At 72.9% G+C, this 13,836-nt stretch carries 14 protein-coding genes; 8 read left to right on the top strand and 6 right to left on the bottom strand.

What is annotated here, in order from left to right; translation table 11 throughout:
* The first annotated feature begins 77 nt into the window (after positions 1–77).
* Entirely contained in the window at positions 78–1,469 is a 1,392-nt protein-coding gene (locus SPRI_RS06285; protein WP_005309430.1) for an amino acid permease, read from the top strand.
* Positions 1,427–2,467, top strand: a complete 1,041-nt coding sequence (locus tag SPRI_RS06280) for a zinc-dependent alcohol dehydrogenase family protein (RefSeq protein WP_005309427.1) — start codon at positions 1,427–1,429, stop codon at positions 2,465–2,467. The genes SPRI_RS06285 and SPRI_RS06280 overlap by 43 nt, the downstream gene beginning before the upstream one ends.
* A gap of 262 nt (positions 2,468–2,729) precedes the next feature.
* Here the strand turns inward: SPRI_RS06280 and SPRI_RS06275 are convergent, their stop codons facing one another.
* Positions 2,730–4,169 carry an FG-GAP repeat domain-containing protein gene (locus SPRI_RS06275; RefSeq protein WP_037773280.1) on the bottom strand — a complete coding sequence of 480 codons (1,440 nt, stop codon included), beginning with the start codon at positions 4,167–4,169 and terminating at the stop codon, positions 2,730–2,732.
* A 111-nt stretch (positions 4,170–4,280) separates the two neighbouring features.
* Positions 4,281–4,691, bottom strand: coding sequence for a RidA family protein (locus SPRI_RS06270; protein WP_037773278.1), 411 nt, complete (start codon positions 4,689–4,691; stop codon positions 4,281–4,283).
* Between the two features lie 268 nt (positions 4,692–4,959).
* Here SPRI_RS06270 and SPRI_RS06265 point away from each other — a divergent pair, with 268 nt between their 5' ends.
* On the top strand, positions 4,960–5,379 hold the full coding sequence (locus SPRI_RS06265; RefSeq protein WP_005309422.1) for a hypothetical protein: 420 nt from the start codon (positions 4,960–4,962) through the stop codon (positions 5,377–5,379).
* Here SPRI_RS06265 and SPRI_RS06260 read toward each other — a convergent pair.
* The 3 genes from SPRI_RS06260 to SPRI_RS06250 form a co-directional block, all read right to left on the bottom strand.
* Positions 5,369–6,196, bottom strand: coding sequence for a helix-turn-helix domain-containing protein (locus SPRI_RS06260; RefSeq protein ID WP_005309419.1), 828 nt, complete (start codon positions 6,194–6,196; stop codon positions 5,369–5,371). The genes SPRI_RS06265 and SPRI_RS06260 overlap by 11 nt on opposite strands.
* A 99-nt stretch (positions 6,197–6,295) precedes the next feature.
* Positions 6,296–6,715, bottom strand: a complete 420-nt coding sequence (locus SPRI_RS06255; RefSeq protein ID WP_053556752.1) for an SsgA family sporulation/cell division regulator — start codon at positions 6,713–6,715, stop codon at positions 6,296–6,298.
* Between the two features lie 511 nt (positions 6,716–7,226).
* Positions 7,227–8,285, bottom strand: coding sequence for a phosphatidylinositol-specific phospholipase C domain-containing protein (locus tag SPRI_RS06250; protein ID WP_005309417.1), 1,059 nt, complete (start codon positions 8,283–8,285; stop codon positions 7,227–7,229).
* Positions 8,286–8,474: 189 nt separating this feature from the next.
* On the opposite strand from SPRI_RS06250, the gene SPRI_RS06245 reads away from it, so the two are divergent.
* The gene (locus tag SPRI_RS06245) at positions 8,475–10,013 is read left to right on the top strand and encodes an ATP-dependent DNA ligase (protein ID WP_037773272.1); all 1,539 of its coding nucleotides are present in this window, start codon (positions 8,475–8,477) and stop codon (positions 10,011–10,013) included.
* 61 nt (positions 10,014–10,074) lie between these two features.
* On the opposite strand, the gene SPRI_RS06240 is transcribed toward SPRI_RS06245, so the two are convergent.
* On the bottom strand, positions 10,075–10,581 hold the full coding sequence (locus tag SPRI_RS06240; protein ID WP_037773270.1) for an FBP domain-containing protein: 507 nt from the start codon (positions 10,579–10,581) through the stop codon (positions 10,075–10,077).
* Between the two features lie 102 nt (positions 10,582–10,683).
* Here SPRI_RS06240 and SPRI_RS06235 point away from each other — a divergent pair, with 102 nt between their 5' ends.
* From SPRI_RS06235 to SPRI_RS06220, 4 genes are all read left to right on the top strand, one after another.
* A complete protein-coding gene (locus SPRI_RS06235) occupies positions 10,684–10,986 on the top strand; it encodes a 4a-hydroxytetrahydrobiopterin dehydratase (protein WP_005309411.1) in 303 nt (100 codons plus the stop codon).
* 106 nt (positions 10,987–11,092) lie between these two features.
* Positions 11,093–11,830, top strand: a complete 738-nt coding sequence (locus SPRI_RS06230; protein WP_005309409.1) for a class I SAM-dependent methyltransferase — start codon at positions 11,093–11,095, stop codon at positions 11,828–11,830.
* Positions 11,831–11,919: 89 nt separating this feature from the next.
* Positions 11,920–12,882, top strand: coding sequence for an AraC family transcriptional regulator (locus SPRI_RS06225; RefSeq protein WP_005309407.1), 963 nt, complete (start codon positions 11,920–11,922; stop codon positions 12,880–12,882).
* Between the two features lie 27 nt (positions 12,883–12,909).
* Positions 12,910–13,773 carry a class I SAM-dependent methyltransferase gene (locus SPRI_RS06220; protein WP_037776008.1) on the top strand — a complete coding sequence of 288 codons (864 nt, stop codon included), beginning with the start codon at positions 12,910–12,912 and terminating at the stop codon, positions 13,771–13,773.
* Positions 13,774–13,836 lie beyond the last annotated feature (63 nt).

The raw sequence follows: 13,836 nt of genomic DNA, 5'->3' as shown, positions 1-13,836 counted from the left end.
TTTGTACAGCCTCGCCCGTGCCCGAACATGTCCCGGTCCCCGACATCGCCGCGCATCCGGAAGAGGCCGCACACCCCATGACCACCCGAGCACCACAGAACAGGCATGCCCGCAGGTTCGGGCTGCCCGTCGCCACGGCCCTGGTCATGGGCAACATCATCGGCGGCGGCATCTTCCTGCTCCCCGCGTCCGTCGCCCCGTTCGGCACCATCAGCCTGGTCGCCTTCGCGATCCTCACGGCCGGAGCGATCGCGCTCGCCCTCGTCTTCGGCCGGCTCGCGGAGCGGCACCCCAGGACCGGCGGCCCGTACGTCTACGCCCGCGAGGCGTTCGGCGACTTCGCCGGCTTCCTCGCCGCCTGGTCGTACTGGATCACCACCTGGGTCTCCAACGCGGCCCTCGCCGTCGCCGCCGTGGGCTACCTCGACGTGCTGATACCCGTCCAGCACTCCACGGCGGCCACCATCGCCGCCGCGCTGCTCCTCCAGTGGCTGCCCGCGCTCGCCAACCTCGCGGGCACCCGTTACGTCGGCGCCGTCCAGGTCGTCTCCACCGTGCTGAAGTTCGTGCCCCTGCTGCTCGTGGCCGTGGGCGGGCTGTTCTTCTTCGACACGGCCAACCTGGGCCCCTTCCAGGCCGGTGACCACAGCGCGGCCGGAGCGGTCTCCGCGTCGGCCGCCATCCTGCTCTTCAGCTACCTGGGCGTCGAGTCCGCAGCGGTCAGCGCGGGCGAGGTCAAGGACCCCGCGCGCAACGTCGGCAGGGCCACCATCCTCGGCACCGCGGCGGCCGCCGGTATCTACCTCCTCGGCACCCTCTCCGTCTTCGGCACCGTCGCCCACGACGAGCTGGTCGGCTCCACCGCGCCCTTCAGCGACGCGGTCGACTCCATGTTCGGCGGCAGCTGGGGAGGCACCGTCGTCGCCCTGGCGGCCCTGGTCTCCATGGTCGGCGCCCTCAACGGCTGGACCCTGCTCAGCGCCCAGACCCCGTACGCGGCGGCGAAGGACGGCCTGTTCCCGAAGGTGTTCGCCACCAAGCGGCGCGGTGTGCCGACCGTCGGCGTCCTCGTGACGGTCATCCTCGCGTCGCTGCTGACGGTCTACAACTACACCGCCGGATCCCAGCGGGTCTTCGAGGTCCTGGTGCTCGTCACGACCTTCACCGCCACTGTGCCCTACCTGCTGGCGACCGCCGCCCAGATCCACCACCTGCTGTCCGGCCGGCCGGACCGGGTGGACGGGCGGCGCCTCGTACGCGACGCGGTCCTCGCCGCCGCGGCCTTCGGATTCTCCATGTGGCTGGTCGCCGGCTCCGGCTACGCGGCCGTCTACCAGGGGGTGTTGTTCCTCTTCGCCGGGGTGCTGGTGTACGCCTGGATGTCGGCCCGCAGGAACCGGGCCGCGGAGACCGAGGAGAGTGGCACGTGCGCGCAGTCGTATTCGACGAGTTCGGTGGCAGGCCGGTAGTACGGGAGGTCCCGGATCCGGAGCCGTCACGCGACGGCGTCGTCGTCCGGGTCGGGGCGACGGGGCTGTGCCGCAGCGACTGGCACGGCTGGATGGGCCACGACGAGGGCATCACCACTCCGCACGTTCCGGGTCACGAACTGGCGGGCGTGGTCCACTCCGTCGGCTCGGACGTCGTCCGCTGGACCCCCGGGGACCGGGTGACCGTGCCGTTCATCTGCGCCTGCGGGCGGTGCGCCGCCTGCGCCGACGGCAACCAGCAGGTGTGCGAGCGCCAGGAGCAGCCGGGGTTCACGCACTGGGGCTCCTTCGCCGAGTACGTCCCGCTCCGGCACGCGGACACCAATCTGGTGGCCCTGCCGCGGACCATGTCGTTCACCACCGCCGCGAGTCTCGGCTGCCGCTTCGCCACCGCGTTCCGCGCGGTGGCCGGCCAGGGGCGGGTGCGGCCGGGGGAGTGGGTCGCGGTGCACGGCTGCGGCGGAGTGGGCCTGTCCGCGGTGATGATCGCGGCCGCCTGCGGTGCCCGGGTCGTCGCCGTGGACGTCTCGCCGGGTGCGCTGGAGCTGGCCCGCACCTTCGGCGCCGAGGTGTGCCTGGACGCCTCGGCGCTCGGCGAGGGCGAGGCCGGCGCAGCGGTGCGTGATCTGACCGGCGGCGGCGCCCACCTCTCATTGGACGCCCTGGGCGCGCCCGTGACCTGCGTGAACTCGGTGCAGAGCCTGCGCAGGCAGGGCCGGCACGTGCAGGTCGGCCTCCTCCCGTCGGGAGTCGGACTGCCGATGGACCGGGTGGTCGCCCTCGAGCTGGAGATCCTCGGCAGCCACGGCATGGCGGCCCACGCCTACCCCGCGATGATGGCCATGGTCGCCTCCGGCGCCCTGCGCCCGGACCTCCTGGTCACGAAGGAGATAGGCCTGGACGCGGTACCGGACGCCCTGACGGCGCTCGGCACCGCGTCGGGCACCGGGGTCACGGTGATCGTCCCGGGGGCCTGACCGCCACAACGGCGCGTGTGTTCCACCTGCCCGCACGGGAACAGCTGCCGTCCTGCCCGCCCGGTCGCCGGTCACGGAGGCGGGTGACGCCGGCATCCGGCTCCCGGGTCCGGAACAGCGGTGCGGGCCGGTGCAGATGGAAGGAGCGTTCGTCGAGGCCGGCCATGTTCGTCGGCCTGCTCTTCGCGACGCCGCTCAAGGACTGACGCCGCTCAAGGACTGAGGAGTCGCTGACGGGTGTCGGACAGGCCGGTGAACCGCCTCACCGGCCGAAGCCGTAGGAGCCGCGGCCCGCGGTGGGCGCGATGCCGAGGACGTCCTGTTCCAAGGTGACGGTGTGCGAGGCCGAGATGCCGCGGGCGGAGCCGGGCAGGACCCAGGCGATCGGGTCGCTGCCGCCCTGTGACGCGGAGCTTCCGATCGCCAGCTCCGCCGACTGGTCCCGGTCGGTGTCCAGCAGGGCGGTCCCGCTGCCGAAGTCTGCCTCGATGTCGTCGGATCCGGGGATACCGGGGGTGAGCCGGCTGAAGAGCCGGGCGCCTCGGGTGGTCAGGCCCTCGGCGCCGCCCAGCAGCAGGATGACGGTGGGGCGGCCCACGGCGTCCGTTCCTGCCCGACCGCTGAAAGCGACATCGGCGTGACCGTCGCCGTTGGTGTCGCCGGCGGACACGGCGTCGCCGAAGGTGCAATAGGTGAATTCCGGCGAGCCCGGCAGCGCGGCCCGCTCGGTGAAACGGACCGGCTCGAGCCTGCTGCCCTGCCCCGTGGGCCCGCCGTAGGAGATCTCGACCCGGCTGCCGCCCTCCGGGGGCACGGGATCGCCGAGCATCTCGCAGGCGAGGCCCATGACGACGTCCGCGTAGCCGTCCTTGTCGATGTCGGCGGTGACGGGCGCCCGGCCGAAGAGGTCCTTGCCCTGGGCGTCCTTCAAGCGCGGGCCCTTGACGAGCCGGCCGTCGGCGGCACCCCGGTAAAGGACGGTGGCGCGGGGGATGTGGCTCCCGTCGCCGTACACCGACCAGGTGACGACGAGGTCGTCGCGGCCGTCACCGGTGACGTCCCCGGCGGCGGAGGCTGTCGCGATGTCGTCCCCGGACGTGAAGGGCTCGCCCTCAGGGGCGAGGTCGAGCCGGACGCTGCGCTCCGGCTCGCCCGCGCGCGTGAAGGGGCCGAGGGCCAGGGTGCCGATGTCCGTATCGGTGCCCGTGGAGACGAGATCGGTGTGACCGTCGCCGTTGAAGTCACCGGCCACGGGGGACATGCCGGTGAGCCGGGCGGCGCCGTCCCCGGACAGGCCGCGCTCGCCGCCCCAGACGACGAAGAGGGTCTTCGTGCCTGCTGTCGCGACGAGGTCCGCGTAGCCGTCGCTGTCGAGGTCCGCGCCGAGCGAGCGGGCGCCGAAGCCGCCGCCCTGCCCGGCCTTGCCCAGTCCCAGGTCGTTCTGGTGGATGACCTCGCGCCGGGCGGTGTCTGGGCCCCTCTCGGAGCCGTGGACCACGACCACCTCGCCGGCGTCGCGGACACCGTGGACGGTGGCGCCCGAGTGGGTGATGATCAGGTCGCTGTAGCCGTCGCCGTCGAAGTCGGACGTGGAGGAGGGGACGGCCGGGTGCCGCCCGGGCTTGTCACCGGAGTTGCTGCCTGAGCACGCGGAAGCAACGGCCAGGAGAACGCAGAGGCAGGCAAAGGCACGTTTCCGCATGACGGTTCGACTCCCCACATACCCCAACGGTTGCACGACTCCCGGCCGGCCGGTCACGACCGACCCTCACACGCAAGACGACGCGGATGCCGGTATCGGGCAGGACCTGTCTCAGGAATCGAGCACGGCGGCGACGGCTTCGATCTCGACGAGCTGGTCCTTGTAGCCGAGCACGGTGACGCCCATCAAGGTGCTGGGGACGTCATGCTCGGCGAACGAGTCCCGGACCACCTGCCAGGCAGTCACCAGGTCCTCCCGCCGGGACGACGCGACGAGGACCCGGGTGCTGATGACGTCCTGCAGCGACGCACCCGAGGCAGAGAGAGCAGCCTCCATGTTCTCCATGGCCTTCGCTGCCTGGCCCGCGTAGTCCCCGATCGCTGCCGTGGAGCCGTCCTCGTGCAACGGACATGCCCCAGCCAGGAAGATCAGGCGCGACTCGGCGGGAGCCGTGGCCGCGTAGGCGTACTCCGCGACGTCGGACAGGGAGGCGGAGCGGATCAAAGTGATGGCACGAGCCACGGTCGTCGGGTCCTTTCCCGTCGGGTGCCGAGCTCGGACATCCTGCCAACGCGCCGTTGGTCTCCGCCTCCCCTTTATCGCTGCCTCCACGTCCCGGGACCGGCGAAGGGAGCCGGACGCCGTCCTGTCCGCTGCCTCATTACCTGCGGCGTAATCGACCTCCCGGCGGGCGCCGGGCACTCTGTGAGCACCGGGGCCCGGGCGGCGCACTCCGTCCGGGCTCCGGGTCCACGACCAGCCAAGCAACCTCGACGGAGGCTGATCCGCCATGTCCGCAACCCTGCTCGCCGGCATCTCACGCACCACCGAGCCGCAGACCATGCTGCGCCGGTTCCTCGCCGCCGACGCCGCCGTGACCGGCGCCAACGGCCTCGCGTACGTGTTCGCTTCCGGGCCGCTCGGGCGGCTCCTCGGTGTCGACGGCACCCTGCTGCTCGGCCTCGGTGTCTTCCTGACCGCCTACGCGGCGTGCGTCGGCCTGCTCGCCGCCCGCCCCCGGCCGCCGCGGACCGCCGTCACCCTGGTCGTCGACACGAACATCCTGTGGTCGGTGCTCAGCATCGCCGCCCTCGCCCTGTGGCTGGATCCCACCGCCGTGGGCGCCGCCTGGGCCGTGATCCAGGCGCTGACGGTCGCCGGCTTCGCCGTCCTCCAGTGGTCCGCGCTGCGCGCCACCGCTAGGGCGTGAGCGACTGGAGGTACTTCACCGTCGCCGGGTCGGCCGGGAGCAGCGTCTCGATGGCCAGCTCGGCGACGGTCACGTCCATGGGCGTGTTGAAGGTCGAGATCGACGACACGAAGGAGAGGACCCGGCCCTCGTGCTCGATCCGCAGCGGCAGCGCGAAGTAGGGGAACGGAGCCTCCTGCCCCGCCTCTTCGTCCTCGGTGTCCGCGTGCGTGTCGTCGCCGGTCTCCGGGAGCGGATAGGCGGCGACCTCGTCGTACACCGCGCGCAGCGCGTCGGAACGGGCCAGCGCGAGCTGCCGCTCCATCTGGGCCAGCAGATGGGCGCGCCACTGCCGCAGGTTGCGGATGCGCGGCGCGAGACCTTCGGGGTGCAGCGTGATCCGCATGGCGTTCAGCGGTGGCGCGAGCAGGTGCTCCGGCAGGCCGTCGAGCAGCATCGCGATCCCCCGGTTCGCGGCGAGCACGGCGTACGTGCCGTCGACGACCAGCGCGGGGTACGGCTCGTAGCCGTTCAGAAGCTGCTCCATGCCCTGACGCAGTGCCTCCATCGCCGGGTCGCCCAGCGGTGTCTCCGCGTACCGGGGTGCGTAACCGGCCGCCAGCAGGAGGGAGTTGCGTTCCCGCACCGGGACGTCGAGGTGCTCGGCGAGGCGCAGGACCATGTCCTCGCTGGGGCGGGAGCGGCCCGTCTCGACGAAGCTGATGTGGCGGGCGGAGGATCCGGCGCGCAGAGCCAGTTCGAGCTGGCTCAGCCGCCGGCGCTCGCGCCAGCCGCGCAGCAGCGGCCCTACTCCCGTACCGGACGCGACAGTTGTCATGGTCCAGACCGTAGTACGCCGGCCACCGGTGACCCACCCGCGGGCTGCAGCGGACCGTCCGCCGGGCCGCGGGGGCGCCGGCCCGGCAGGGCGGCCCGCTCAGCCCCGGGCGTTGCCCAGCAGCGCCGCGAGGGCCCGTTCGATGTCCAGGGCCGCCGCCTCGTTGCCCGCCGGTACGGTCGCGTACGAGCGGACCAGGAACCGGCGCAGGCCGGCCGTGTCGAGCTGGAGCAGCGCGACACCCTCCGGCGAGCGCAGCTCGACCATCGTCTGCACGCGTCCGCACGGCCAGATGTGCACGTCGCCGTCGCCGGTCGGCGCACGCAGTCCGGCGTCGAGCAGGCTGCGGGCGAAGGTCCAGGTCACGCCGGTGTCGTTCAGGCAGGCTTCCGGGGGGAAGACCATGCGGACGGCGAACGGGTCGGTGTCGCAGTAGCGCAGAACCACCGGCACGGCCAGGGAGTGGGGCGCATCGCTGATGAGACGGGCCCGGACGGATTGCTCGATGGTCGATGACATCGCTCGCTCCTCTGCTGCTGCGCGGTTCCGCTCTCGTGCACGTACGTCGTCACGGACAGGAGCCCCGCGAGCGACGCCAGTGGCGCGTGTGACCTGCATCACCAAGACTGAAACGATTGAGCCAGGATGGCTAGGGTTTTGCGCCACCGCATATCCGTGTAATTCGGACCGCCGACCGGTTACGGGCGGGTATCCGGGAAAGCGCATCCGCACGGCGTCCGGCCGGGGGCGCGGCAGGTGGGGAAGGGGAGGCCCCGGCCGGACGGGGGTTTCCGGCCGGGGCGGTCACTGGGTGTGGTGCGAACGGCGGTCGCCGCTGGGTGATGCGCTCCACGGGGGCGTCGGTCGAACGGTCTCCCCGGTGCGCAGATGGCGAGGTCCGGGGGCTGTGCCCCATTCACATCCACGTGTAGATGAACGATAAACCATCGAACGGCCATCCGTGGCATCCATGGCCCCGTCTGTGACGAGTGTTACTCGCCGTTACCCCGGGGGCGGCTTCCGGCCTCCGTCACTCACCGCCCCGCGGTACCACGGAGCCCAGCACCTGCGGCAGCGGGTACCAGTCGGCGGACACCACGCTCGCGTGCCGTCCCGCCAGCAGCGCGACGCGATCGCGGGCCTGCTGCTCCGTCGGGTTCGTCCCGTCGATCGCGGGCGCGACGCCGTGCGCGTCCGTCATGACGACGAGGTAGTGGTTGCGGTCGTACCAGGAGGTGTCGACCGTCCCGCCCGCGTACGCCCCCGCGTCGCCGTCGAACACGACGAACCACGGCCGGATCGAGGGGTCCGCGTACCGGGTGCGCGGGTCGCCCGCCGCGGCGTGGTGCACGGCGGGGAACGCGCCCGCCTCGCCGAGACGGCCCGCCGCCCGGAGATCGCGCAGATGGGTCGCGTACTCCCGGTCGGTCCACAGCGAGTCGAACGGGTTGTCCTCCTCGAGCGTGCCCGGTATCAGCTCGACGACGAACTTCCCGGCCAGCGCCGAACGCGCCGGCCAGCCGTCCGCCCGCACCGCGGTGTCGAGATCCGGGTGCCCGCCTGCCAGGTCCGCCGGCCGGTACAGGGCGTCCCCGAGCCGCGCCCTCAGCAGGGAGTCCAGCGCCGCCGGCCCCCGGCCCTGACCGCCCTGGAAGCCGTCCTTCAGCTCCAGCTTGATCAGGATCGGCCGATGGCCGGGGTGCGCGTCGTGCCAGGCCCTCATGTCGGCCAGGCAGCCGCCCAGGTCCTGGTTGCGGGCCTTGGCGCGCAGCTCGGCGGCGACGGCGGCGTTCACGCAGTTGTTGTCGTTGCCCACCGGGTTGCTGTGCGAGACCCGCCACGATCTGCCGAAGGCGTTGGTCCACACGTCGATCTCGAGCATCGCCGCGCCCGAGTCGAGCGCGTCCGCGAAGTACGCGTACTTCGACTTCTCGTAGGCGTTGTGGACGCCGACCCCGGTCGTGGCGGAGTAGGGCAGCTGCCCGGTGTCCGCGGGGCCGGTGGTGGACGCCTGCGCCGGAGCGAGCGCGGCGGCGAGGAGTCCGGCGGCGACGGCCGTCGTCGTAGCGGCGCGGGAGAACGTTCCCATGGGGCCCCTGTCTGTGCGTCGAGTGGTCAAATCGAGCGCACATTAGGGGAGTTGGGTGAACCGTGGGGAGACTGTACCCGGCCGTTCCGTACGCGCCGGGTGTGCGGCGCGGCCCGGCCGTCCCGGGCTGATCGGCCGGACCTCCGCGCCGGGGGTGCGTGCGTCGCCCGACCGGGGCACGATGGCCGCATGCTGCTCGCCCGCGTCGCCGAAGTGTCCCGTGAGGTGGCCGCCACCTCGGCCCGCTCGCGCAAGATCGCCGCGCTGGCGGACCTCTTCGCGGAGGCCTTGCCGGAGGACGTCGCCCTGGTCATCTCCTACCTGGCCGGGCGGGTGCCCCAGGGCCGCATCGGCATCGGGTGGAGCGTCCTCAAGGAGTCCGTGCCGCCCGCCGCCGTGCCGTCCCTCACCGTCGGCGAGGCCGACGCCGCGCTCACGGCGCTCGCCCAGGTCTCCGGCCCCGGCGCCCAGGCGGAACGCCGCACCCGCGTGCACCGGCTGATGTCGGCGGCCACCGCGGAGGAACAGGAGTTCCTCGTACGGCTCCTCACCGGCGAGGTCCGCCAGGGCGCCCTGGACGCCGTCGCGCTGGAGGCCGTCGCGAAGGCCGCGGGGGCCCCGTCGGCGGACGTGCGCCGCGCCGTCATGCTGGAGGGGTCACTGCCCCGTGTCGCCGCGGCGCTGCTCGCCGGCGGCCCGGCGGCACTCGAAGAGTTCCGGCTGAGGGTCGGCAACCCCGTGCAGCCCATGCTCGCCCACAGCGCCAAATCCGTGACGGAGGCGGCCGGGACCCTCGGTGCCGCCTGCGTGGTCGAGGAGAAGCTCGACGGCATCCGCGTGCAGGTGCACCGCGAGGGTTCCGATGTCCGGATCTTCACCAGGTCCCTCGACGACATCACCGACCGGCTCCCCGAAGTGGCCCAGCGGACACGGGAGATGACGGGCGACCGGTTCATCCTCGACGGCGAGGTCATCGCGATGGCACCGGACGGCCGGCCCGTCCCCTTCCAGGACATCGCCTCCCGGGTGGGCTCGCGCCTCGACGTCGAGGCCGCCCGCACCACGTTGCCGCTGTATCCCGTGTACTTCGACGTCCTCGCCGCCGACGGGGAGCCGGTGCTCGACCTCCCGGGCCGTGAACGGCACCGGATCCTCGCCCGGCTCGTCCCCGAACCGACGCGGGTACGGCGCACGGTCGTCGAGGATCCGTCCGATCCCGCACAGGTCGCCGCCGCGGAGGAGTTCTTCACCGCGACCCTCGACCGCGGGCACGAGGGTGTCCTCGTCAAGGCGCTGGACGCGCCGTACAGCGCCGGCCGCCGCGGCCGCTCATGGCTCAAGGTCAAGCCGGTGCACACCCTGGACCTGGTGGTCCTGGCCGTCGAACGGGGCCACGGCCGGCGCACCGGACTGCTCTCCAACCTGCACCTCGGCGCCCGCTCCGCCGACGGCGGCTTCGTGATGCTCGGGAAGACCTTCAAGGGCCTCACCGACGAGATGCTGCGCCGGCAGACCGACATGCTGCGGGAACTGGCCGTCGAGGACGACGGTTTCACCGTGCGCGTCCGGCCGGAACTGGTCGTGGAGATCGCCTACGACGGGCTCCAGCGGTCCACCCGCTACCCGGCGGGCGTCGCCCTGCGGTTCGCCCGGGTGCTGCGCCACCGGCCGGACAAGTCCGCAGCGGAGGCCGACACGATCGAACAGGTCCTGGCCGCGGGCCGCTGATCCCCCCCCGGGGGCCGGACCTGCCCGGATCCTGCCGGCCGGGACCGGCGCGCCCGGCGGCTCAGCGCAGGCCGAGCACCTTGTCGGCGAAGGCCCACAGATTGCCGGTGGTCCGGTCGATCTGCTCCTCCAGCGTGAGGTTCTCCTCGTACCGTCCGTGGCGCAGCTTCGGCTGCCTCTTGCCGCGGATGTACAGCGAACACGCCAGATCGGCGCAGAGGTACGTGCCGACCGTGTTCCCCTCCCGGCCCGCCGCGCCGGCCAGCGGCGCCGCGAACAGGGTCACGCCCGACGAGGCGTGGGCGGTGAGACACGCCTGGCACATGCTCGACTTCACCGCGCTGGTCCGCCCGGTGGACGGGACACGGAGCGTGATGCCGACCGGTCCCTCCTCCCGGGGCAGCACCAGATGCGCCTTCAGCGGTGCGCCCGGATCGACCCAGCCCAGAAAGTCCAGGTCGGGCCAGGGAAGTTCGGCGAAGTCGGCGGGCAGGCGCATACGCGTCGCCTCGCCCTTGGTGCAGTTCACGAAGGAGGCACGGATCTGTTTGTCGGTCAATGGTTCCACTCGGAGGAACGTACACAGCGTGGTCCGTGCAGGCACCCGATTTATCGGGCATCGGATCTATGGTGTTCCCGTCCGCCGCCCCCTGCCGGAAGGATCCTGGCCATGCCCACCGCGCCGCTGTCGCAGAAGGAGATCGAGGACCGGCTCCGGGAGCTTCCCGGATGGTCCCTGGAAGGCGACAGGATCGCCCGCTCCTACCGCCTCGACTCGCACTTCGCGGCGACCGCCCTGGTCGTCCACATCGCGCAGATCCAGGAAGAGCTGAACCACCACTCCGACCTCACCCTCGGCTACAACACGGTCGCCCTGACCGTCCAGTCGCACGATGTGAACGCCCTGACCGAACGCGACTTCGGGCTGGCCGAACGCGTCGAGAAGATCGCGCCGGCCCACGGGGCGGACTAGGGTCCGTTGTTCGGATCGGGCGCGAGCCCGGCAGGATCCGGACGAGAGGCCCTGGGCACGCCGCGAAGGCGGCACGGTCGGACCGCCTGTCCGGCATGATCGGGCCATGCTCGACTACGACCGTGAGGCCGACGCGTACGACGCCACCCGCGGCGGCGTGCCCAGGGCCGAGGCCGCCGCGGCGGCGGTCCTCGGCCTGGTGCCGGACCGGGCGCGCACGCTGCTCGACATCGGCTGCGGCACCGGCCTGGTGACCGAACGGCTGCGCCGCCCCGGTCTGCGCGTGCTCGGCTGCGACGGCTCGTACGGGATGGCCCGCAAGGCCGCGGGCCGCATCGGCGGCTTCGTGGTCCTCGGAGACGTGACGAGGCTGCCGCTGCACGACGCGGCCGTGGACGCGGTCAGCGCCGTGTGGCTGCTGCATCTCGTGCCGCGGTCCGAGGCGGCCGTCGCGGAGGCCGCCCGGGTGCTCAGGCCCGGCGGGGTGTTCGTCACGACCGTCGACAAGGACGCCGGCCACGACGTGGACAGCGACATCGACACCGTCCTGCGCCCGCACCGCTCGTTCGCCGCCGCCTCCGACCGCGCCGACAGGATCGAGCGGTACGCCGCGGCGCACGGCCTGCGGCCCACGGGCGGCGCGGAGTTCACCGGACACGGCCAGGGCCGCACACCCCGCGGTGCCGCCACCGCGCTGTCGGCGGGACGCTTCCGCTCCTGGTTCACCGACCCGCACGGCGCGACGGCCCGCGCGCTCGCCGGGCGACTGGCCCTGCTGCCGGGCCAGGACACCCGGCGCCCCGATCCCTCGTACACCCTGCGCGCGTTCCGCAAGGAAGGCTGACGCGCGGGCGGTCCGGGCAGGCCGTCGTCGGGTGTCGTCAGCAGGTGTCGCAGCCGTGCCGGCATACGCGTCCGTCTAGGCTGGTGGCCATGGACGCTCTCGCCGGACTTCTGGACGGGCCGCGGGCCAGGGGGGCTTTTCTGCTGCGCATGGTGATGGAGCCGCCGTGGTCCGTGCACATCGACGACGAGGCCCCGCTGTGCCTCATGTGCGTCACGCAGGGGGAGTCGTGGATCGCCCCGGCCTCCGGCGAACCGGTTCTGCTGCGGCCCGGCGACGTGGCGATCGCCCGCGGACCGGAGCCGTACACGGTCTCCCACGCACCCGGTGCGGAACCGCAGGCGAGGATCGGCCCGGGCGGCACCTGCCACACCCTCCAGGGTGAACCGCTCGCCCAGGCCATGCGGCTCGGCGTACGGACCTGGGGCAACGCGCCCGACGGCTCGACGTCCGTGCTGATCGGCACCTACCAGATGAAGGGCGAGGTCAGCGGCCGGCTGCTGGACGCGCTGCCGCCGCTGCTGCACCTGTCGGCCGAGGTGTGGAACCACCCGCTGATGACGGTGCTCGACGAGGAGATCGCCCGCGACGACCCCGGCCAGAGCGTGGTGCTCGACCGGGTGCTGGACCTGCTGCTGATCGCCGTGCTGCGCACCTGGTTCTCCCGGCCGGACGCGGAGGCCCCCGCCTGGTACCGGGCCATGGGCGACCCCGTGGTCGGGCAGGCACTGAGGCTGATCCAGGACGGCCCGGCCCGGCCCTGGACCGTCGCGTCGCTGGCCACCGAGTGCGGGGTCTCCCGGGCGGCGCTCGCCCGGCGCTTCAACGACCTCGTCGGCGAGCCGCCGATGGCGTACCTCACCGGCTGGCGGCTCGCGCTCGCCGCCGACCTGCTGCGCGAGAGCGACGCGACGGTGGAGGCCGTGGCCAGGAAGGTCGGCTACAGCGGATCCTTCGCCTTGAGCGCCGCCTTCAAGCGGGTACGGGGCATCAGCCCGCAGGAGCACCGAACGGGTGGTGCTTTGCCGGAACGGCAACAAAGCTCGCCGTAAGCGCAGATCCCGGTCCACTCTGTGGCCATGAGCCATCACCACGACTCCACACACATCGACTGGGACGAGCACGCGCTCCTGCTGGAGCGGGGCGCCGAGCTGCAGAGCCCCCTGTACCGGCAGACGGCGGACTGGCTGCGCGAGCTGGTGCCGGCCGGCGGCGTCCGGCGCGTACTCGACATCGGCAGCGGTCCCGGCGTGATCACCGGGCTGCTGGCGGAGGCCTTCCCCTACGCCGAGGTCGTCGCCGTGGACGCCACCGCGCCGCTGCTGGAACGGGCGCAGGCGCGCGCCGCCCGCCACGGCCAGGCCGACCGCGTCCGTACGCACCACGCCGAACTGCCCGACGGCATCGAGGAGCTGGGGGAGGCCGACCTCGTCTGGGCGGCGGGCTCCGTGCACCACCTGGGCGACCAGCGCGCCGCACTCGGGGCGCTGGCCCGCCTGGTGCGGCCCGGCGGCCTGGTCGCCGTCGTCGAGGGCGGGCTGCCGGCCCGCCACCTGCCGCGCGACATCGGGATCGGCAGGCCCGGCCTGGAGAGCCGTCTCGGTGCCGCCGTCGACGAGTGGTTCGTACGGATGCGGGCGGAGCTGCCCGGGGTGAAGGACGAGGTCGAGGACTGGCGGGCACTGCTCGCCGCGTCGGGGCTGACGCCGAGCGGTACGCGCTCGTTCCTCCTCGACATCCCGGCGCCCGCGCCGGCGGCGGTGCGCGAGCAGCTGGTGTCCGCCTTCGCGTGGCAGCGCCGGATGGTGGAGGGCCTGCTGCCGGACGAGGACATCGCGATCCTGGACCGGCTGCTGGACCCGGAGGACCCGCAGGGGCTGCTGCGGCGGCCCGACGCGTACATGCTCGCCGCGCGCACCGTGTACTCGGCCCGCAAGGACTGAGCCGGGCGCGGGACACGAAGGCCGGCCCGGGCGCCGCGATGCGGCCGGCCCGGGGCCGGCCTG

It is taken from the genome of Streptomyces pristinaespiralis (genome assembly GCF_001278075.1).
Taxonomy (GTDB): Bacteria; Actinomycetota; Actinomycetes; order Streptomycetales; family Streptomycetaceae; genus Streptomyces; species Streptomyces pristinaespiralis.
The sequence above is the reverse complement of the archived record's forward strand: the minus strand, read 5'-3'. Positions and strand labels throughout refer to the sequence as shown.

What these genes read in the sequence shown, in the direction of transcription:
- SPRI_RS06220 (WP_037776008.1), top strand. Translation starts at nt 12,910, where the DNA reads ATGAGCCATCACCACGACTCCACACACATCGACTGGGACGAGCACGCG.
- SPRI_RS06275 (WP_037773280.1), bottom strand. Translation starts at nt 4,169, where the DNA reads ATGCGGAAACGTGCCTTTGCCTGCCTCTGCGTTCTCCTGGCCGTTGCT.
- SPRI_RS06235 (WP_005309411.1), top strand. Translation starts at nt 10,684, where the DNA reads ATGCCCACCGCGCCGCTGTCGCAGAAGGAGATCGAGGACCGGCTCCGG.
- SPRI_RS06265 (WP_005309422.1), top strand. Translation starts at nt 4,960, where the DNA reads ATGTCCGCAACCCTGCTCGCCGGCATCTCACGCACCACCGAGCCGCAG.
- SPRI_RS06245 (WP_037773272.1), top strand. Translation starts at nt 8,475, where the DNA reads ATGCTGCTCGCCCGCGTCGCCGAAGTGTCCCGTGAGGTGGCCGCCACC.
- SPRI_RS06255 (WP_053556752.1), bottom strand. Translation starts at nt 6,715, where the DNA reads ATGTCATCGACCATCGAGCAATCCGTCCGGGCCCGTCTCATCAGCGAT.
- SPRI_RS06225 (WP_005309407.1), top strand. Translation starts at nt 11,920, where the DNA reads ATGGACGCTCTCGCCGGACTTCTGGACGGGCCGCGGGCCAGGGGGGCT.
- SPRI_RS06285 (WP_005309430.1), top strand. Translation starts at nt 78, where the DNA reads ATGACCACCCGAGCACCACAGAACAGGCATGCCCGCAGGTTCGGGCTG.
- SPRI_RS06230 (WP_005309409.1), top strand. Translation starts at nt 11,093, where the DNA reads ATGCTCGACTACGACCGTGAGGCCGACGCGTACGACGCCACCCGCGGC.
- SPRI_RS06260 (WP_005309419.1), bottom strand. Translation starts at nt 6,196, where the DNA reads ATGACAACTGTCGCGTCCGGTACGGGAGTAGGGCCGCTGCTGCGCGGC.
- SPRI_RS06250 (WP_005309417.1), bottom strand. Translation starts at nt 8,285, where the DNA reads ATGGGAACGTTCTCCCGCGCCGCTACGACGACGGCCGTCGCCGCCGGA.